The following is a 19,895-nucleotide window of genomic DNA, read 5'->3' on the forward strand; positions in this document are numbered from 1 at the left end:
GATCCCCACCGCCGACCCGAGCACGCGGCCGACCCGAGCACCCGGCCGACCCGAGCACCCGGCCGACCCGAGCACCCGGCCGACCCGAGCACGCGGCCCGCTCGACCACCTGGCGGGCGCACGCCGAGCGGCGGGGCCGGGCCGGGCCTCCCGTCCGGTCGCCGCCCGCCCGCGGTCAGACGGCCGTCACCCGGAACGGCACCACGCAGTCGGCCGGCATGAGCGGCGGCTGCAGGCCGACGGTCCCGAGCACGCGGCCGTCGAACACCCGCGGGCCGGACCACCAGTCGGGCCGGACCAGGCCGTGCCCGTCCCCGATGACGATCGGGTCGACGCGGTAGGAGGTGCCCGGGTCGAGGTCGCGGAAGGTGACCCGGCCGGTGCCGGAGACGTCCGAGCGGCCGATGCTCGCCAGGAAGAACACCGCGCTCCGACGGTCGGCAGCCACGGTGCCGTAGACGAGCCGGGAGTCGTCGGTCTCGTCCGAGCGCACCAGGTCCCCGCCGTGCAGCAGACCGCGGAGCTCCCGGTACAGGGCGATCCACTCGGCGAGCGCGGTCGACTCCGCCGGGGTGGCCCGGGCGAGGTCCCACTCGATGCCGAGGTGCCCGACGAGGGCCGTTCCGGCGCGGAAGGCGAGGTCGTGGGCGCGACCGGTGGTGTGGTTCGTCCCGCTCGCGACGTGCGCGCCGAGCAGTTCCGGCGGCAGGAGCTGCTGCGTCCACCGGTGCATGTGCTGCCGCTCGAGCGGGTCGATGTCGTCCGACACCCACACCCGGTCGGTGTGCTCGAGGACCCCGAGGTCGACGCGGGCGCCTCCGGACGAGCACGACTCGATCTCGAGTGCGGGGAAGCGTTCCTTGAGCGTCGCCATGAGCCGGTAGGTCGCCAGGGTCTGCTCGTGCACGGCGGCCCCGCCTCCGGGGAAACCGGCGTCGACGAGGTCGCGGTTGTGGTCCCACTTGACATAGTCGACCATGTACTCGCCGATGATCGCCGTCATCCGCTCGAGCACGTGGTCGAAGGCCGCGGGGATCGCGAGGTCGAGGACCTGCTGGTGTCGGGACCGCACCGGCATCCGGCCGTCCGCCTGCATGATCCACTCCGGGTGCGCCCGCGCGAGGTCGCTGTCCTCGTTCACCATCTCGGGCTCGAACCAGAGCCCGAACTCCATGCCGAGCGCGCGGACCCGGTCGACGATGGGGCCGAGGCCGTCGGGCCAGACGTCCTCGTCGACGAACCAGTCGCCGAGGCCGGCGTGGTCGTCGCGTCGGCCGCGGAACCAGCCGTCGTCGAGCACGTACCGTTCGACGCCGAGGGCGGCGGCCCGCTCGGCGAGGTCCGTCAGGCGGGCGAGGTCGTGGTCGAAGTACACGGCCTCCCAGACGTTGATGGTCACCGGCCGCGGGGTGTGCGGGTGACCGGGACGGCTCCGGAGCCAGCGGTGGAACCGCCGCGCCTGCTCGTCGAGGCCGTCGCCGTGGGCGAAGTACACCCACGGCCCCTCGTACGTCGCACCGGTGTCGAGCCGGACCTCGCCCGGCAGCAGGAGTTCCCCGCCGCCGATGACCTGGCGGCCGGTCGCCAGGCGTTCCGCGTGGTGCCGGTGGTTGCCGCTCCAGCCGGTGTGCACGCCCCAGACCTCGCCGCGCGCGAAACCGAAGCCTGGCTCGCCGACGCTCAGCACGGTCGCGGCGTCGGCGCCGGTGCGGCCCTTCCGGCCCTCGCGCTGGTGGGTGCCGACGACGAGCGCGCGGCGCTGCGGGGTGCGCTCCTTGCCCCAGCGCCCGGCGAAGTCCAGGACCTCGCGCGCACGGGAGGGGATCGGCAGCGCGACGGTCAGGTCCTCGACCGTCCAGACGCCCTCGGCGGTGTTCGTGACGGCGGCACGGGCGCGCACCAGGCCGGAGCCGAGCACCTCGACCGTCAGGCGCACCGCGAGTCCGGCGGTGTCGTCGACGGCGTCCGCGGTCACCGTCGTGTCGGTGACGTCGAGCGTGCGCACCGTGAAGGCCGGCGCCCAGTCGTGGCCGTCGCGGTGGCCGGCGAGCCCGGGGCGGCCGCTCCACCCGCGGTGCGGCTCCGGGAGCACGGCGACCCGCACGGGTTCGTCCATCTCGTTCGGGGAGACCGGCGCGACGTCGGCGTCCGCCAGGGCGGTGAGCGCCGCTTCGTCGAGGGGGCCGAGCGCCGCACCCCAGTGCACGACGGCGGGGAGCGCTCTGTCGCGGCAGTCGAGCACGAGGGAGACGCCCCCGGCGGTCAGGTGGACGATGTCGTGCGGCATGCGGGCTCCAGTCGGCGTCGTTGCGGGTCCGAGCCTTCCGGGTCGGACCCGGCCGTCGCAACTCGACGCGCGGCTCAGAACCAGCGCTTGACCTTGAACACCACCCAGAGCGCCGCGGCGAAGAGCACCATCGCGACGATCGCCAGCGGGTACCCCCACGTCCACCCGAGCTCGGGCATGTGCGTGAAGTTCATGCCGTAGATCGCGGCGATGAGCGTCGGGGCGAACAGGATCGCCGCCCAGCCGGAGATCCGCTTCGTGTCGTCGTTCTGCTTCTGCGCGGCCAGCGTCGAGTCGACCGTCAGCGCGTTCTGCAGCAGCTGCCGGAACGTGTCGAGGCGCTCCACGATCCGGATGGCGTGGTCGAGCACGTCACGGAAGCGCCGCTGCATCTCGATCGGCAGGTGGTACTTCTCGGCGCCCCGGTGCAGGCTCTCGATGATGTGGATGAGCGGGCGCGCTGCCCGCTGGAAGTCCACGACCTCGCCGAACAGCTCGTACACGCGCCGGGACACCCCGGCCTCGCCGCTGAACAGCTGGTCCTCGATCTGGTTGATGTCCTCCTCGAGCCCGTCAATCACCGGCAGGTAGCCGTCGACGATGGAGTCCATCAGCGCCCAGAGCTGCGCCTGCGGCCCCACCGTCACCAGCCCGGGCTTGCCGCTCATCCGCTGCAGGGCCCGCGGCACGGTCTGCCGGCCCCGCGGGTCGGCCTGCACGACCGCCAGGAAGAAGTCCTCGCCGACGAACGCGTGCACCTCGCCGAACGCTACTTCCTCCTGCTGGTCGTTGTAGAGCGCCGGCTTCAGCACGGCGAACAGCGTCGAGCCGTAGCGCTCGAGCTTCGGTCGCTGGTGCCCCTCGGCGGAGTCCTCGACCGCGAGCTCGTGCAGGTCGAGTGCGACGGCGACGTCGCCGAGTTCCTGGGCGTCGGGCTGGTGCAGGACGATGCAGGAGCTCGCGCCCTGCTCGGCCATCATCCGGAAGGTGTCGTCGAGCGAGGGACTCGCGATCGGGGCGATGCGGTCGACGTAGACGGTGTTCAGCTCGAGGCTCACGGGACCACCGTACGCAGGGTCGCGGCACGTCGGTGCCCGGTGGCCGGCCGGGAGGCCCGTACCCACCCCGCCACACGGCGTGCGTCCTGCCTGTGCGTGCGCTGCACGACCGCCCTCACGCACCGCCTACGGTGCAGGTCATCAGCATGCTGACGAAAGGGACTGTCATGAAGAGGATCTGGAAGCGCGTCGCGGTCGCCGTGAGCGCGGTCGTCGCCGTCATCGGCGCGTACGTCGGCTCGGGCGCTGCCGGGGGCACCCCCATCCAGGACGCCGCCGGCGGAGCGTTGTCGGCGTCGTCGACGGCGATCGCCCCGGACGGCCCCGCGTTCTCGATCTGGAGCGTCGTCTACGCGGGGCTCATCGGCTACGCGGTGCTGCAGCTCTTCCGCACCGCGAACGACGACCGGCACGAGCGACTGGTGGTGCCGGCGATCCTGTCGCTGCTGCTCAACGCCGCGTGGATCCTGTCCGTGCAGTTCGGGTGGCTGTGGGCGAGCGAACCGATCATCGTCGCGCTGCTCGCGGTGCTGGTGTGGACGTTCTCGATCCTGCGCCGGACCCGCTCGACCGGCGTCGTCGAGGCAGTGCTGACCGACGGCACGTTCGGGCTCTACCTCGGGTGGGTCTGCGTCGCGACGGCGGCGAACACGGCCGCGGTGCTGACGGCCGCGGGCTTCCGCGGGTTCGGGTTCGGGCAGGACGTCTGGGGCGTCGCGATCGCCGCGGTGGCCGGTCTGGTCGGGGTCCTGGTCGCCTTCTGGGGTCGGGGGCGGCTGGCACCCGCGGCCTCGCTCGCTTGGGGTCTGGCGTGGGTCGCGGTCGCCCGGTTCGACGGGCCGCTCGTCTCCGTGCCGACGGCCACGACGGCGGTGGTCGCCGCGGTGGCCGTGGTCGTCGTGACCGCGGCGGTCCGGGCGCGCGCAGGGTGGTCCGGAGCGGGCGAGGGCCGGGCGACGGCACCGGTGTTCGGCCGGGCGGACTCCGTCGCGGGCTGACCGGGCCGGGGTCTGTGGCGTGAAAGCGACAGAACCCGCCGGGCCGGCCTCGTTCACCCCGCGAAAGCGACACTTCTCCGCGGATGTTCGGCGGAGAAGTGTCGCTTTCGCAAGCCAGCGCGACGGGGCCGTCGCGGGCTGACGGGGGCGGGGGCTGTGGCGTGAAAGCGACAGAACCCGCCGCGACGCCCTCGTCCACCCCGCGAAAGCGACACTTCACCGCGGATGTTCGGCGGAGAACTGTCGCTTTCGCGACCCAGCCCGACGGGGGCGTCGCGGGCTCACGGAGCCGGGGGCTGTGGCGTGAAAGCGACAGAACCCGCCGGGCCGGCCCCGTCCACCCCGCGAAAGCGACACTTCACCGCGGATGTTCGGCGGAGAAGTGTCGCTTTCGCGATCGAGCCCGGCCTCAGCGCGCGGCTGCGACCAGCCCGTGCGCGGCGGCGACCGCGGCGTTCGTGACCTCGCCGGCGTGCACGTTCACGCCGAGGGCCAGTGCCGGGTCGGCCGCGGTGGCCTGCTCCCAGCCCCGGTCGGCGATCGCCACGGCGTAGGGCAGGGTCGCGTTCGTCAGCGAGATCGTGCTCGTGCGCGGGACGGCGCCGGGCATGTTCGCCACGCAGTAGTACACGGCGTCGTGCACGGCGAAGGTCGGGTCGTCGTGGGTGGTCGGGTGCGAGCCCTCGAAGCAGCCGCCCTGGTCGATGGCGATGTCGACGAGGACCGAACCCGGGCGCATGTCCGCGACCATCGCGTCGGTGACGAGCTTCGGCGCCGACGCCCCGGGGATCAGGACGGAGCCGATCACCAGGTCGGCGTCGCGCAGCGCCTCGGCGATCGCGTGGGCCGACGACCGGAGCGTGGTGACGCGGCCGTCGAACCGGGCGTCGAGGGCGCGGAGCCGCGGCAGGCTGATGTCGAACACGGTGACGTCGGCACCCATGCCGAGCGCCATCGTCGCGGCGTGCTCCCCCGCGACGCCGCCGCCGATGACGACGACGCGGCCCTTCGGCGTGCCGGGGACGCCGCCGAGCAGCAGCCCGCGGCCGCCGTTCGTGCGCATGAGGTGGAACGCGCCGACCTGGGCCGAGAGCCGCCCGGCGACCTCGGACATCGGCGAGAGGAGCGGCAGCGAACGGTCGGGCAGCTGCACGGTCTCGTAGGCGATCGCCGTGGCGCCGGAGGCGACGAGCGCGTCGGTGAGGGGACGGTCGGCGGCCAGGTGCAGGTAGGTGAACAGGACCTGCCCCGCGCGGATGAGCGGGTACTCCGCCGCGACCGGCTCCTTCACCTTGAGGATCATCTCGGCCTGCGCCCAGACCTCGGCGGCGGCGTCGACGATCGTCGCTCCCGCCACGCGGTACTCGTCGTCGGTGAACGCCGAGCCGGTGCCCGCTCCCGACTGCACGAGGACCTCGTGCCCGTGCAACGCCAGTTCGGCGACGCCTGCCGGGGTCGCCGCGACGCGGTACTCGTTGTTCTTGATCTCGGTGGGGACGCCGATGCGCATCGCTGACTCCTTCGTGGGTGGTGCGGTCGTCCCACCATTCAGCGCCGGATTCGTTGCAACGAGGTTACGGCCGAACATCCGGACGACTTCGGCGCGATCCGTGCGATCGGATTCGGCCGGACCGTCAGCGCGCGCGGAGCGACTCGCTCGGCAGCTCCCCGAACCGTGCGCGGTAGGTCGACGAGAACCGCCCGAGGTGCCCGAAGCCCCACGAACGCGCGATGTCGGCCACCGAGGTCTCCTCGCGGTCGCCGTCGAGCAGGTCCGCGCGGGCGCCGTCGAGGCGCACGCTGCGCAGGAGCTCGCCCGGGGTCTGGTCCAGGTGCCGTCGGAGCGACTGCTGCAGGCCGCGCGGACTGAGCCCCGCCGCGACGGCGATCTCGGGCGTGCCGATCGGCTCGCGGGCGTGGGCGTGCACGTACTCGAGGGCGCGGCGGAGCCGACCGTGCTCGGGACCGGTGCCGGCCACGGACGAGCGCCACCGGCTGCGCTGCGGGAACGCCTGCAGCGCCGCCGTGACGAACGCCTCGGCGATGGTGCGCTCGCCCGACGCGTCGAGGCGGTGGTCGACGTCGAGCCAGGTCGACGAGTGTGCCCGCACGACGGCCTGCCAGGTGGCGACCCCCTGGGCCGTGGGGCGCTGCAGGGTGTCGAACGCGAAGTCGTCGTCACCCGCGACGGACCGGACGAAGTCGCGGTCGAGGTGCACGAGGTTCAGGCCGATGTCGCGGTGGTGCAGGGAGTAGACCTCGGCGAAGGGCACGACGACCGGCACCCCCGGCTCGAACACGTGCGTGTCGCTGCCCGAGGTGAGCCGTCCGGCACCGCTGCGCAGCCACGCCACGACGAACTCGTCGTCGACGCGGCTCTCGGTGCGCAGGTCCGCCATGAAGCGCGACGAGCGCAGGGACAGCCGGCCGTCCCCCACGTCGGCGAAGTCCCAGTGGGACTGCGGACGGGTGCGCCGGACGATCGGAGCGCGGAAGTCGTAGTCGCTCTCGAAGAAGGCGAGGGCCTCGTCGAAGTCACTGCCGACGAGCCGCCGGAAGTACCGGCCGGGGTGTCGCTCGATGGAAAGCACCATGCACCAGAACGTACGAGCAGCCACCGACATTCGACGCCCGCGGCCGCTCGACGCCGAGCGTCACGGCTGCAGGATCGCCTGTCCGACGCTCTCGTCCAGGATGAGGTCGGTCACGAGTCCCGCTGCGAGCGCGCCGCGCAGCGAGGCCGCCTTCCCCCGCCCGGCCACGACGCAGACCCGGCGCGGCGCTCGCTTGATCGTGTCGAGGTCGGGGGCACCGGCGCGCGCGTTCACCCCGATGTCCTTCCACGAGCCGTCGGCCCGGTAGAACACCGTCGAGACGTCGCCGACCACCCCGGCCCGGGTGAGCTCGTCACGGTCCTCGGGGTCGAGGTACCCGCCCGAGTACACGTGCGACGGCACCGGGGCCTGCGGGGCACCGACACCGAACACGACGAGGTCCATCCGCTCGTGCAGGTCGAGCACACGGCGGATCGAGCGCTCCCGGAACAACGCTTCCTTCGTCGCAGGGTCGTCGAAGAACGCCGGCACCGGGAACTGCTGCACGAACGCGCCGTACGCCTCGCCGAAGCGGCGGAGGATCTCGGACGCGTAGACGATGCCGGTGGTCCGGGTGTTCGCGGCCCCGTTGATCTGCACGATCGTCGAGCCGTGCGTCGTCTTCGGCACGAGGTAGCGGCTGACGGCGCTCACCGTCGAGCCCCACGACAGCCCGATGACCATGTTCGACTCGACGTACTGCGTCAGGATGCGCGCGGCCGACAGCGCGACCCGCTCGAGCCGGTCGACGTCGCTCGTGTGGTCCGGCACCGGGACGACGTGCGCGTGCACCCCGAAGCGCGACCGGATCGAGCGGCTGAGCGCCGCGGCCTGGTCCAGGGGCGAGCGGATCTGGATGTCCACGAGCCCGGTGTCCCTGGCGTACTTCAGCAGGCGCGACACCGACGACCGCGAGGTCCCGAGCTCGTCCGCGATCGCGTCCATCGTCAGGTCCTGCAGGTAGTAGAGGTGCGCGGCGCGCAGCGCCTGCTGCGTGCGCATGGGCTGAGCCGCATCGCTCATGGTGCTCCGATCTGTCGAACGCAACCATGCACGGACGTGCACGGCCTCTGCAACCCTGGTCGCGCCTCCCGGCTGCTCGATCCCGGTGCGCGACAGGTGTGCTGCACGTTCGTGCACCCAGGTTGCCCGCACTCTCGCCGGAGCGCACGATCGTTGGTGACCCCACGAACAGACGAAGGAAGCGACGAACCATGTCGAAGACGACACAGCCCAGGAAGACGGTGACCGCCCTCACCGAGCGCCCGAACGCGCAGGTCCTCATCGTCGGTGGTGGCATCAACGGCATCGCCACCTTCCGCGACCTCGCGATGCAGGGCGTCGACGTCGCCCTGGTCGAGCGCGGCGACTACGCCGGCGGTGCCTCGGCAGCGTCGAGTCACATGATCCACGGCGGCATCCGCTACCTGGAGAACGGCGAGTTCCGCCTGGTGCGCGAGAGCGTGCAGGAGCGCAACGGCCTCATCCGCATCGCTCCGCACTACGTGAAGCCGCTGCAGACGACGATGCCGATCTTCTCGACGTTCTCCGGCATCATGAACGCCCCGCTGCGGATGCTGACGCACAAGCAGCGTTCCACCAAGGAGCGCGGCGCCATGCTCATCAAGATCGGCATGACGATCTACGACTCCTTCTCACGTGACGGCGGCTCCGTCCCGAAGCACGTGTTCCGCACGAAGAAGGCCGCGCTCGAGGACATGCCGGCCCTCAACCGTGACCTGAAGTACACGGGCACCTACTACGACGCGAGCGTGCACGAGCCCGAGCGCCTGGCCCTCGACGTCCTGAAGGACGGCCTGGCCGCCGGAGCCGACAAGGCACGCGCCGTCAACTACGTCGAGGCAGCCGGCACCCGCGACGGCGGCGTCCTGCTCCGCGACCGCGAGACCGGCGACGAGTTCGTCTTCACCGCCGACGTCGTGATCAACGCCTCCGGCCCGTGGACCGACCTGACGAACGAGGCCTTCGGCGGCGAGACGAAGTTCATGGGCGGCACGAAGGGCTCGCACATCGTCGTCCACAACGACGAGCTGCTCGAGGCCACCAAGGGCCGCGAGCTGTTCTTCGAGAACGACGACGGCCGCATCGTCCTCATCTACCCGCTCAAGGGCCGGGTGCTCATCGGCACGACCGACATCGACGCCGACCCGTCGAAGCCGGTCGTCACCACCGACGAGGAGATCGACTACTTCTTCGGGCTCGTGAAGCACGTGTTCCCGCAGATCGAGGTCACCCGCGACCACATCGTCTACAGCTACTCCGGCATCCGCCCCCTCCCCCGCCACGAGGACACCGCCCCCGGCTTCGTGTCGCGTGACTACCGGATCGTGGACACCCCCATCGCCGGCCTGCCGAAGTCGACCGTGCTGTCGCTCGTCGGCGGCAAGTGGACGACGTTCCGTGCCCTCGCGGCGCACCTGTCCACCGAGGCGACGACCAAGCTCGGCATCACCCGCACGGTCGACACGACCGGCATGCCGATCGGCGGTGGCAAGGAGTTCCCGACCACCGACGCCCAGCGTGCCCTGTGGGTCACCGCGCACGGTCACGGGCTCGACGAGTCCCTGGTCGAGGGCCTGCTCGAGCGCTACGGCACCCGCGCAGCCGAGGTCGTGGACGTCCTGGTCGACGGCCCGGTCGAGGCCCTGGAGTCGGACCCGTCGCTCACCCGCGCCGAGGTCGCGTACTTCGCCCGCCACGAGCAGGCCGTGCACCTGGTCGACGTCGTCCTGCGCCGCACGAACCTGGCGTTCGTCGGCGGCGTCACGATCGACCTGCTCGACGAGCTGGCCGACGTCCTCGCCGAGGCGCTCGGCTGGACGACCGAGGAGCGCGCGGACGAGGTCCAGCGCACCCTCGACGTCCTGCGCGAGTCGCACCGCGTGATCGTGCCGCTCACGTCGGCGTCGCAGCTCGCGTAGCCCTCGTCCCCCACGGACAGGAGGCCCGGTACCAGCTGGTACCGGGCCTCCTGTCCGTCCGCTGGTCGCGTTCGCGGGCTGCTGGTCGCGTCAGGCGCGTTCGCCGGTCGGGTCCTGGGCCGTGCGGTCGATGAGCTGCTCGCCGCCGATCGGCTCGCCCTCCCAGTCCACCAGCCGCCAGCCGTCGTCCGACGACCCCTCGAGCTCGACGATGCCGGTGTTCTCGAGGTTCCGCTTCGTGCCGAAGTGGTCCGGGGTGTTCTGCGCCGCGGCGCTCGCCCACGTGCGGATCGCGGCGCCGTGGCTGACCGCGGCCGCCACCGCGACCCCGCTCGCCTCGATCTGCCGCACCGCGTCGTCGTAGCGCGCGAAGAACTCGTCGCCGCTCTCGCCGCCGGGCATCCGCGTGCTGCGGTCGCCGCCGGACCACCCGTGCACGGTCGAGATGTAGATCTGGACCGAGGTCGCGTCGCGCTTGCCCTGGGTGTCCCCCGCCGAGATCTCGCGGAGGCCCGGCAGCACCACCGGCTCGAGCCCGAGCGACGCCGCCAGGGGTGCCGCGGTGTGCTGTGTCCGGACCATCGACGAGACGAAGAGCCGCTCGATGCCGCGGTCGGCGAGCGCCGCGGGCAGGGCGTCGGCCTGCCGCTGGCCGAGTTCGGTCAGGCCGGGGCCGGGCACCTCGGCGTCGAGGATGCCGTGCACGTTCGCGGGGGTCTGGCCGTGGCGGATGAGCAGCAGTCGCATGGAGCCACCCTACGGACGGCCGCCGACGTCAGCCCTGGCGGGTGTTCCAGCGTGGGTCCTTCTTGTTGATGACGTAGACGCGGCCGCGGCGGCGCACCACCTGCGAGCCGGGGATCTTCTTGAGCGCCTTGAGCGAGTTGCGGACCTTCATGCGTGCCTCCTTGTTGAGAATGCTTTTCAGTTAGAGTAGCCGACATGTCTCCCGTCATCACCCTCGTCACGGCCCTCCACCAGGAGGACGCGGACCGCGTCGCTGCTCGGATCAGCTCCGGCCACCGGATGCACGTCGCGGAGCGCGCCCTCGCCGCCGCGCGTGCGATCGCCGATCGAACTGACCAGCTCGACCTGGTGTGCGGACCTTCGGCGGAGCACGGACTCGTCGTCACGCTGCACCCGGGGACCGACGCCCGCGCGGTCGGCATGCTGCTCGCGAACGCCGCCAGGGCCGAGACCGGCGACGATCGCGTCCTGCGGCACGTCGTGGGTGTGCTGCGGGCGGACGACCTCGCGCACCTGCTGTGGTCGGACGTCGACGACGCCTTCGTCGAGGCCGACCGGGTCGCCGCGCTCGTCGAGTACGCGACGGTCATCGCCCTCGACCGTGTCGGACCGTTGTCCGGGGTCCGGCGGCGGGCACTCGTGGCCCTGCTGCACCGGCTGGCGCCCCAGGCCGTCATCGTCGCTCTGCCGACGATCCGGAGCGCTGCGGACCTGCCGGCGTCGAACGGCGGCGCGGCGCGCGTGCTCGCGACCGGGGCCGGTTGGATGCGGGCGCTGTCGAGCGGCGCGGACACCGGGCGGGAGGTCCGCGACGACCTCGTGTCGATGCGCTACCGCGAGCCGCTGCCGTTCCACCCCGGACGCCTGGCCGCCGTCATCGAGCAGGACCTGGCGGCGGGGGTGAACGGCCGGGTTCTGCGGTCGAAGGGCTTCTTCCGGCTGGCCTCGCGCCCGGACCACGTCGGCTCGTGGTCGAGCGTCGGCGCGATGCTCGCCCTCGACCCCACCGCGAACCCGTCGTGGGATGCGGACGCCCCCGTCGGGCAGGCACTGTGGTTCGTCGGCGAGCGACTCGACGTCCGGGCGATCGAGCGGGCCCTGGACGGTGCGCTCCTGACGCCGGACGAGCTGCTCGCCGGCCCGGACGTCTGGCGCGGCTGGGCGGACCCGTTCCCGGTCTGGCCCGCGGTCGACCCCGCATCCGAGCACCGGCACGACTGACGGCGGCGCCGCGCCCGGCAGCGGGAGCGCCTGCGGCGTGCGTGTTCGCGCTCCCTCCGACCGTCCACGACTCGATCGACGCGTGGGCCGTCGGAACATGCGCCCGCATCGGGTGCGCGTGCATCCTGCGACGGACCACGAGACGATCGACGCGTGGGTCGTCGCTCGATGCGCGTGCACCGACGCCGCCGACGCCGCCCGACGTCAGGCGAGTGCGTCGAGCACCGCGCGCGCCGTCGCGGCGTCGGTGACGAGCTCGTTGACGAGACCGCCGCGCACCGCGCCGAGGATGCTCGTCACCTTGGCGGTGCCGACGGCGACCCCGACGGCGTGCGGGACGGCGGCGAGCACCTCGCGCGACGTCCGCACCATCCGGTCGCTGCCGGGGAACTCGACGGCGGCGCCGTCGGTGTCGTAGAAGTTGAGGCAGACGTCGCCCGCGGCACGGTCGAACACGGCGTCGTCGACGGGCACGCCCCGCGCCGAGGAGTCCCGGGTCGGCGCCGGTGCCCCGATGCCGAGGATCGCGCCCTTCGCCCGTCCCCACAGCCCCACGACGTGCTGGAACGCCGGGTCCTCGTCGAGCGTCGCGCGCATCGCCGCGGAGGGCAGGGCCTGCGCGAACAGGAACGCCGGGATCGCACCGGAGCGCTCGGCGGCGGCCCGGGTGATCTCGTTCGTCTGGAACCACGGCGTCGGGTCCGCCTGGCCGCCCACCGTCGGCACGAGCTGGACGCCGGGCATCGGCGGCACGGCGGTGTGCGCGACGTCGTAGACGGTGCTGCCGGACGACATGAGGACGGCGTCGCCCGGCGCGAGGTTCATGCCCTCGACGGCGGCGGCGATCGGGCCGGCCAGGTCGACCCCGAGCGTCGCCGTGTGGGTGACCGCCGCCAGGTGCACGGCGCCGAGGCCGAGCACGACCTGCAGGCGTTCGGCGAGCGCCACGGTCTCGTCCTGGAACGGGTCGACGACCTCGATGCGGACGAGTCCGGCGCGGCGGGCCTCGCTCACCAGGCGTGACACGGTGGGGCGGGAGACCCCGAGCCGCGAGGCGATCTCGGCCTGGGTGGCGTCCTCGAGGTAGTACATCCGCGCCGCCTGGTAGACGGTGTCGAGCGGGAAGCGGGTCCGGGAACCCTCGGCGGCGGGGAGCTCGGCGGACATGGGGCGATCGTAGCGGGACGCCCTCGGCACTCCGTGGGCCGGAGGACGCACTCCCCCCGGAACGCACAGCGGGCTGTCGGGGGTCGGACGTACGGTACCCACGTCTCGAACGCTCCACGAGGGGATCCCGATGAAGAAGTCAGCCTGGCTGCCAGCAGTCATCGCACCGGTCGTCGTGGCCGGCGCCGTCGCCGCCCCGATGATCGCGAGCGCCGCACAGGAGCCGATCGCCGGCACGCAGCCGAGCGCCGCGGACGTCATCGCGAGCATCGCGCACTCGTCCGACGCGGCCTACTCGGGCAAGCTCGCGCAGACGAGCGACCTCGGCCTCCCCGAGCTGCCGACCGGGTCGGGCGGGTCCTCGCTCGAGGGCGACGCCTCCGACGTGCTCGGACTCCTCACCTCGTCGCACACCGCGCGGGTCTACGTGGACGGCGAGGACAAGCAGCGCTTCCAGCTGACGCAGCAGCTCGCCGAGCAGGACGTCGTCCGCAACGGGTCCGACGTCTGGACCTGGGACTCGGAGGACCGCACCGCCACCCACGTGACGCTGCCGAGCGGTTCCGCAGGAGATCACCTGCAGGACGGCACGACGACCCCGGCGGACATCGCCCGGCAGGCCGTCGACGCGATCACGCCGACCACGACGGTGTCCAAGCCGACCCGAGTCAGTGTCGCCGGCCACGACGCCTGGCAGATCACGCTGACCCCGAAGTCGTCCGGCACCCTCGTCGGTTCGGTCCAGCTGGCGGTCGACCAGCAGACCGGGCTGCCGTTGCGCGCCGCCGTCACGGCAGCGGGCCAGGACGACCCGGCCGTGCAGGTCGGCTTCACCAGCCTGTCCTACGGCGCACCCGCCGAGCGGCTGTTCGACTTCACGGCGCCCGCGAACGCGAAGGTCACCGAGAAGGACCTCTCCGACGTCCGCCAGCACGCACGCGACCACGCCCGGGGCGACCGACCGGCCGGCCCGGCGGTCACCGGTACGGGCTGGGACACCATCGCGGAGCTCCCCGCCGGCACGGTCGACCAGTCGTCCCTCGGTGAGCAGGCCTCCGGGCTGCTCGACCAGCTGACGACGCCCGTCGACGGTGGTCGCGCGGTGCAGACGTCCCTCGTCTCGGTCTACCTGACCGACGACGGCCGGGTCCTCGCCGGTGCCGTCCCGGTGTCGTCGCTGGTCGCCGCCGCGAAGTGAGCACGACGGAACCACCCGCCGCGGGACCGACCACACCGTCGACGCGGTCGGCGTCGTCCCCCGGCACCGCCTCCGACCTCGCGATCCGCACCACGGGCCTGCAGAAGGTGTTCCGGCGGCAGCGCGCCGTCGACGGCATCGACCTGGCGGTGCCGCGTGGCGCGGTGTTCGGGTTCCTCGGGCCGAACGGCTCGGGCAAGACGACCACGATCCGCATGCTGCTCGGGCTGTCGAGCGCGACCGGCGGCTCGATCGAGGTCCTCGGGCAGCCGATGCCGTCGGCGCTGCACCGGGTGCTCCCCCGCGTCGGAGCGCTCGTCGAGGGTCCGGCCGCCTACCCGTACCTGTCCGGTCGGGCGAACCTGCAACGCTTCGACGCCGCCGACCCGACGTCGGACCCACGCACCCGTCGGGAGCGCGTGGCACGCGCCCTCGACCGCGTGGGACTGTCGCACGCCGCCGACAAGAAGGCGCACGCGTACTCGCTCGGCATGAAGCAGCGCCTCGGCCTGGCGAACGCCCTGCTCGCCCCGCGTGACCTGCTCGTGCTCGACGAACCGACGAACGGCCTCGACCCGCAGGGCACGCGCGAGGTCCGCAACCTCATCCGGTCCCTCGCCGACGACGGCACCACGGTGTTCGTGTCGAGCCACCTGCTCGCCGAGATCGAGCAGGTCTGCACGCACGCCGCGGTCATGCGCGCCGGCAAGCTCGTCGCGCAGGGCACCCTCGACGACCTCCGCTCCGCCGGCGCTCGCACCGTCACGGTCCGCACGCCGGACGTCGGCCAGGCCGCCACCGTCCTGACCGCGCTCGGCCTGGCGCCGCGGCACGAGGGCGGCGCGGACGTCCTCGTCGCCGACCTGCCGCCGCAGGTGGCACCGGAGACGATCACGGCCGAGCTCGTCCGAGCGGACGTCCGCGTCCGCGGATTGACCGTGGGCGGGGGCACCCTCGAGGACCTGTTCGTGGCGCTCACCGGAGAGGGGTTCGATGTCGCAGCCTGATGCCGTCGTCCGTCGACAGCGGACCTTCGCACTGCTCGGCTCCGAGCTCGCGCTGGTGTTCCGTCGTCGTCGCGCCTGGGCGATGCTCGGGGCGCTGGCGCTCGTGCCGATCCTCATCGCCGTCGCGGTGCGGGTCGCGACGTCCGGTGACGACGGCGGCCCGGCGTTCCTCGGTGACATCACGAACAACGGCCTGTTCGTCGCGTTCACCGCGCTGACGGTCTCGATCCCCCTGTTCCTGCCGCTGACCGTCGGGGTCGTGTCCGGCGACACGGTCGCGGGCGAGGCCAGCCACGGCACGATCCGGTACCTGCTCGTGGCCCCGACCGGCCGGTTGCGCTTCATCCTGGTGAAGTACGTCGGCGCGGTCGCGTTCTGCCTCGCGGCGACGCTGCTCGTGGTGCTCGTCGGCGCGGCCATCGGTGCCGTGCTGTTCCCGATCGGCCCCGTGACGCTGCTGTCCGGCACGCAGGTCGGCGGGTGGTCGTACGCGGGCCGCGCCCTGCTCCTCGCGCTCTACGTGACGCTGTCGATGCTCGGCCTGTCCGCGATCGGGCTGTTCGCGTCCACGCTGACGAACGTGCCGGTCGGCGCGATGGCCGCGACGGTCGTGCTCGCCGGGGCGTCGCAGGTGCTCGACCAGCTGCCCCAGCTCGAGTGGCTGCACCCGTTCCTGTTCTCGCACCAGTGGCTCGGCTTCGGCGACCTGCTCCGCGACCCGATCTCGTTCGACTCGTTCGGGTCGAACGCGGTGCTGCAACTCGGCTACGTCGTGGTCTTCGGTGCCCTGGCCTACAGCCGGTTCGCCACGAAGGACGTCCTGGCCTGAGCACGACGAGCCGGCTGCCGTCGGGCCACCGCGCTGCCGCCCGGACACCCGGCCACCGACCGGCCTCCCAGCTGCCGGCCGGGCTCGTCCCCGCCCGGCGACCCGCCCGGCGGCCCGCCGGTCACTCGGCGGGCGTGGTCGAGCCGCCGGCCATGCTCGGCTCGGTGCCCTGCGGGTCCTCGGTGGCGCGCGCGTCGGCGTACCGGTCGCGCAGGTCGCGGGCCTTCTCGGAGCGGTACCAGTCGAGTCGTGCACCCGTCTCGACGGTCTGCATGCCGATCACGACCTTGCCGCGCGACTTCATCTCGGCCAGGTCCTCGTAGGCCTCGACGATGTACTCGAAGGGGTAGAACCCCGAGATGAGGACCTGCACCCGGCGGTCCTGCACGGCCTTCGCCAGCAGGGTCAGGAGCTCGCGGGTCTCCTCGTCCTCGGCGGGGGCGCGCAGGAACCGCACCTCGATGTCCCGCCGCTCCTCGGACGACACGAACCGCTCGTCGCTGACACCGAGTCGCTCTGCCAGCAGTTCGGCGTTGCTCTCGCCGTGGTTGTCGATGAAGGCCGTGATCGGGCGGCCGTCCGCGATGTCGCGGATCCGCTCCTCCTCGCCCTCGCCGTAGGCGACCGGCAACGTGCCGATCTGCCGCAGGTAGTCGTGGTTGCGGGGGCTGCCGAGCGCGATGACGGTCGCGCCGGAGTCGTGCGCGAGCTGGCACTCGATGTGCCCGACGCCGCCGGCGGCCGCAGTGATGACCACGGTGTCGCCGGGGCCGAGGCGGAGCGACCGCACCACGGAGACGGCCGTGCAGCCGGCCAGGTACAGGCCGCCGGCGACCTCCCACCCGACGTGTTCCGGCTTCTTGATGACCGCACCGCGCGGCACCGCGATCCAGGTCGCGTGGGCACCGCCCGTGGGTGCGTGGCCCATGACCTCGTCGCCGACGCGCAGGTCCTTCACGCCGTCGCCGCGGGCGCGGACGATGCCGGCGAAGTCGACGCCCTGGTGCGCGGGGAACTCGAGGTCCACGTGGTCCCGGAGCTTGCCCTCGCGCAGGAACCGCTCGATGTGGTTGAGGCCGGCCGCGACGATCTCGACGACGACCTCACCGGGTCCGGCCGTCGGCTTCTCCTGCGGGACGAGCTCGACGACGTCGAAGTCACCGTACCGGTCGAACTGGACTGCACTGCCGTGTCGCATGGCTGCTCCTTCGCTGCGTGGTGGCTCCGGCCTACTCGGTGTTCCCGCGTGCAGCCCGAACAGGCGGGGTACCGGCCTGCGGACGCGACCGGGCAACGGACGGGAGGCCCGTGACGGATCCGCCACGGGCCTCCCGTCCGCCTCGACGCGCGTCCACCGCGCGCGTCGTCAGTGCTTGCCGGCCTGCGCGATGACCGACGCGACCGCGTCGGCATCGAGGTGGAAGGCGAGCGGGTCGGCGTCGGGGTCGGGGACGCGGAACGGCGTCGACCAGATCGAGCCGTCCTCGGAGACGTCGACGACGAGCGCCCCGCTGCCGACGTGCGCCGACTCCTCGTCGTACGCGCCGGTCACGTCGGTGTCGTTCGCGACGCCCGGGGCGACGAGGACCGGGACGCCGGCCAGCGACCCGGCGAAGTGGTGGTGGTAGTGACCGCCGAGCACGACGCGGACGTCGGAGCCGCCGATCGCCCCGGCCAGGTCGCCGGGGTTCTGCAGGCGGAGGGCGTCGTGCAGTGCGGTCGGCGCGGGCAACGGCGGGTGGTGCAGGACGACGACGCTGCCGTGCGGCGCGTCGTCCCCGGCGAGCGCGGTGCGGAGCCGTTCGAGCGCGGCCTCGGACACCTCGCCGTACCCGGCTCCCGGCACGCTCGTGTCCACGGTGACGATGCGCCGGCCGGCGACGATCGACTGCCCGGAGACCGGGACCGTCGGCGGGTGGTACTCCATCGTGTGTGCGAGCCGGACGCCGCCCTCGCCGAGCACGTGTCCGTTCGCGAGCACCTGGCGGAAGCCCTCGCGCAGGTCGTGGTTGCCGGGCACGGCGACGAGGGCCGCTCCGTGCCGTTCCGCCCACCCGCCGACGCGCTCGAGCACGGCGGCGTACGACGCGCGGCTGCCGTCCTCGGAGACGTCCCCGGAGACCACGACGAGCCCGACCCCGGGGACGCCCTCGGCATGGGCGAGCACGCGGTCGAGTGCGGCGGCGGTGTCGACCGACCCCTGGTGCAGGGCGCCGTCGCCCGTCAGGTGGGTGTCGGAGAGGTGGAGAATGCGGAGGGTTCCCGGTGCCGGCGGCTGCATGCCCGCCACGGTACCTGCGCCGGTGGTCCAGCGGCTGGCGGGCGGGTTAGCGTTGCCTGGTGACCGACGCGCTCATCGACCTCCGCTCCGACACCGTCACCCGTCCGACCGCGGCCATGCGTGCCGCGATGGTCGACGCCGAGGTCGGCGACGACGTCTTCGGCGAGGACCCGGAGACCACGGCGCTCGAGCACGAGGTCGCCGCGCTGCTCGGGCACGAGGCCGGCCTGTTCACCCCGACGGGCTCCATGGCGAACCAGCTCGGGCTGCGGTTGCTCGTCGCCCCGGGAGCGGAGCTCGTCGCCGACCAGCAGGCGCACGTGGTGCGGGCCGAACTCGGTGCCGCCGCGGTGTTCTCCGGCATCACGACCCGGACGTGGCCGTCGGACCGCGGTCGACTCGTCGCCGACGCCGTGCGCGAGCTGGCCGAACCGAACGCCGGCGCCTACTCGGTGTCGACCGCCGCGATCGCGATCGAGAACACCCACAACTTCGGCGGCGGGACGATCCAGCCGCAGGACGAGGTCCGCGCGGTGCAGGCCTACGCGCGGGCGCACGACGTCGCCGTGCACCTGGACGGCGCCCGGCTGTGGAACGCGCACGTCGCGTCGGGCACGCCCCTGCACGAGCTCGCCGACGGTTTCGACACCGTCTCGGTCTGCCTGTCGAAGGGCCTCGGCGCCCCGGTCGGGTCGGTGCTCGTCGGCTCGGCGGAGCGCATCGCCACGGCGCGGATCTGGCGGAAGCGGTACGGCGGGGGCATGCGGCAGACGGGGTTCCTCGCCGCGGCCGGCCGGTACGCCCTGGCCCACCACGTCGACCGGCTCGCCGAGGACCACGCGAACGCGCGGCTGCTGGCCGAGGCCCTCGACGTCGACCCGTCACACGTCGACACGAACATCGTCTTCGCCGAGGTCGCCGACCCGGCCGCCTTCGTCGAGGCCGCGGCCGCCGGCGGGGTCCGGCTCATGCAGCTCGGGCCGCGTCGGGTCCGGCTCGTGACGCACCTCGACGTCAGTCAGGAGGACGCCGTCCGGGCGGCCGAGGTGCTGCGGACGCTCCCCCGCTGACACGGGCTCGGGAGCACGTCGCTCCGCACCGCGCCCGGGATTCGCGCCGCGCACCGCGCCCTGGGTCCGCGCCGGGGTCCGGGGCCCGCGCCGGGGATCCGCGCCGCGCACCACGCCCTGGGTCCGCGCCGGGGTCCGGTGCCCGCGCCGGGACCCGTCCTCTCTCGTGATCGCTGACGGTCCTGGTTCGTGCAGTCCGGGGATCGCGAACCACGACCGTCACGCACGCGACGGCTTCTCGGTCCGCAGCCGACGTGGCACGCGCGTCCCGGCAGTGCGGCGACGCGGCGACGCGGCGACGCGGCGATGCGGCGATGCGGCGATGCGGCGACCCGACGATCGCGGCGGCTCGACGATCCGGCGATCCGGCGATCCGGCGATCCGGCGACCCGACGACCCGACGACCTGACGGCCCCGACGACCCCGCCGACCCGACGGCCGCGGCGCCTGGCACCTGGCGGCTCGACGGCCTCGGCGCGGCGCGGCGGGGCGGTGA

17 protein-coding genes are annotated in these 19,895 nt (G+C 73.1%); 7 read left to right on the forward strand and 10 right to left on the reverse strand.

Going from position 1 to position 19,895, the window contains the following annotated elements; all coding sequences use genetic code 11:
- Window positions 1-175: 175 nt before the first annotated feature.
- Complete coding sequence (locus tag DEI99_RS12640) at window positions 176-2,287, reverse strand: alpha-galactosidase (protein WP_111042670.1); 2,112 nt, start codon at window positions 2,285-2,287, stop codon at window positions 176-178.
- A 74-nt stretch (window positions 2,288-2,361) separates the two neighbouring features.
- The gene (locus DEI99_RS12645) at window positions 2,362-3,345 is read right to left on the reverse strand and encodes a magnesium and cobalt transport protein CorA (protein ID WP_111042671.1); all 984 of its coding nucleotides are present in this window, start codon (window positions 3,343-3,345) and stop codon (window positions 2,362-2,364) included.
- Between the two features lie 167 nt (window positions 3,346-3,512).
- Here DEI99_RS12645 and DEI99_RS12650 point away from each other — a divergent pair, with 167 nt between their 5' ends.
- Complete coding sequence (locus DEI99_RS12650; protein WP_111042672.1) at window positions 3,513-4,343, forward strand: TspO-related membrane protein; 831 nt, start codon at window positions 3,513-3,515, stop codon at window positions 4,341-4,343.
- Window positions 4,344-4,752: 409 nt separating this feature from the next.
- On the opposite strand, the gene ald is transcribed toward DEI99_RS12650, so the two are convergent.
- The 3 genes from ald to DEI99_RS12665 form a co-directional block, all read right to left on the reverse strand.
- On the reverse strand, window positions 4,753-5,853 hold the full coding sequence (ald, locus tag DEI99_RS12655; protein ID WP_111042673.1) for an alanine dehydrogenase: 1,101 nt from the start codon (window positions 5,851-5,853) through the stop codon (window positions 4,753-4,755).
- A gap of 124 nt (window positions 5,854-5,977) precedes the next feature.
- Window positions 5,978-6,937: a helix-turn-helix transcriptional regulator gene (locus DEI99_RS12660; RefSeq protein WP_111042674.1), complete on the reverse strand. Its 960-nt coding sequence runs from the start codon at window positions 6,935-6,937 to the stop codon at window positions 5,978-5,980.
- Between the two features lie 60 nt (window positions 6,938-6,997).
- Window positions 6,998-7,960, reverse strand: a complete 963-nt coding sequence (locus DEI99_RS12665) for a sugar-binding transcriptional regulator (protein WP_258369559.1) — start codon at window positions 7,958-7,960, stop codon at window positions 6,998-7,000.
- Between the two features lie 191 nt (window positions 7,961-8,151).
- Here DEI99_RS12665 and DEI99_RS12670 point away from each other — a divergent pair, with 191 nt between their 5' ends.
- Window positions 8,152-9,879 (forward strand): glycerol-3-phosphate dehydrogenase/oxidase, encoded by a 1,728-nt coding sequence (locus DEI99_RS12670; RefSeq protein ID WP_284180822.1) that lies wholly within the window; start codon window positions 8,152-8,154, stop codon window positions 9,877-9,879.
- A 90-nt stretch (window positions 9,880-9,969) separates the two neighbouring features.
- Here the strand turns inward: DEI99_RS12670 and DEI99_RS12675 are convergent, their stop codons facing one another.
- Both DEI99_RS12675 and ykgO read right to left on the reverse strand, forming a co-directional pair.
- Window positions 9,970-10,626, reverse strand: coding sequence for a histidine phosphatase family protein (locus tag DEI99_RS12675; RefSeq protein WP_071260892.1), 657 nt, complete (start codon window positions 10,624-10,626; stop codon window positions 9,970-9,972).
- Window positions 10,627-10,654: 28 nt separating this feature from the next.
- The gene (gene ykgO, locus DEI99_RS12680; protein WP_056224971.1) at window positions 10,655-10,777 is read right to left on the reverse strand and encodes a type B 50S ribosomal protein L36; all 123 of its coding nucleotides are present in this window, start codon (window positions 10,775-10,777) and stop codon (window positions 10,655-10,657) included.
- A 44-nt stretch (window positions 10,778-10,821) separates the two neighbouring features.
- Between ykgO and DEI99_RS12685 the strand changes: the two genes are divergently transcribed.
- The gene (locus tag DEI99_RS12685; RefSeq protein WP_111041520.1) at window positions 10,822-11,847 is read left to right on the forward strand and encodes a GTP-binding protein; all 1,026 of its coding nucleotides are present in this window, start codon (window positions 10,822-10,824) and stop codon (window positions 11,845-11,847) included.
- A 204-nt stretch (window positions 11,848-12,051) separates the two neighbouring features.
- Here DEI99_RS12685 and DEI99_RS12690 read toward each other — a convergent pair whose 3' ends face one another.
- Window positions 12,052-13,014, reverse strand: a complete 963-nt coding sequence (locus DEI99_RS12690) for a sugar-binding transcriptional regulator (protein WP_111041519.1) — start codon at window positions 13,012-13,014, stop codon at window positions 12,052-12,054.
- Window positions 13,015-13,144: 130 nt separating this feature from the next.
- Here DEI99_RS12690 and DEI99_RS12695 point away from each other — a divergent pair, with 130 nt between their 5' ends.
- Genes DEI99_RS12695 through DEI99_RS12705 form a run of 3 tightly spaced genes read left to right on the forward strand, consistent with a single transcriptional unit; the run spans window position 13,145 to window position 16,048 of the window.
- Complete coding sequence (locus DEI99_RS12695) at window positions 13,145-14,212, forward strand: LolA family protein (RefSeq protein WP_111041518.1); 1,068 nt, start codon at window positions 13,145-13,147, stop codon at window positions 14,210-14,212.
- A complete protein-coding gene (locus tag DEI99_RS12700; protein ID WP_502867006.1) occupies window positions 14,209-15,219 on the forward strand; it encodes an ABC transporter ATP-binding protein in 1,011 nt (336 codons plus the stop codon). Before DEI99_RS12695 ends, DEI99_RS12700 begins: the two co-directional genes overlap by 4 nt.
- Window positions 15,206-16,048, forward strand: coding sequence for an ABC transporter permease (locus DEI99_RS12705; RefSeq protein ID WP_111041517.1), 843 nt, complete (start codon window positions 15,206-15,208; stop codon window positions 16,046-16,048). Before DEI99_RS12700 ends, DEI99_RS12705 begins: the two co-directional genes overlap by 14 nt.
- A 121-nt stretch (window positions 16,049-16,169) precedes the next feature.
- Here the strand turns inward: DEI99_RS12705 and DEI99_RS12710 are convergent, their stop codons facing one another.
- Window positions 16,170-17,246 (reverse strand): NADP-dependent oxidoreductase, encoded by a 1,077-nt coding sequence (locus DEI99_RS12710; protein ID WP_111041516.1) that lies wholly within the window; start codon window positions 17,244-17,246, stop codon window positions 16,170-16,172.
- A 168-nt stretch (window positions 17,247-17,414) separates the two neighbouring features.
- Complete coding sequence (locus DEI99_RS12715) at window positions 17,415-18,329, reverse strand: metallophosphoesterase (RefSeq protein WP_111041515.1); 915 nt, start codon at window positions 18,327-18,329, stop codon at window positions 17,415-17,417.
- Window positions 18,330-18,388: 59 nt separating this feature from the next.
- On the opposite strand from DEI99_RS12715, the gene DEI99_RS12720 reads away from it, so the two are divergent.
- Window positions 18,389-19,399: a threonine aldolase family protein gene (locus DEI99_RS12720; RefSeq protein ID WP_258369345.1), complete on the forward strand. Its 1,011-nt coding sequence runs from the start codon at window positions 18,389-18,391 to the stop codon at window positions 19,397-19,399.
- Window positions 19,400-19,895: the final 496 nt, after the last annotated feature.

The organism is Curtobacterium sp. MCLR17_036, from assembly GCF_003234445.2.
In the GTDB taxonomy this organism is placed as follows: domain Bacteria; phylum Actinomycetota; class Actinomycetes; order Actinomycetales; family Microbacteriaceae; genus Curtobacterium.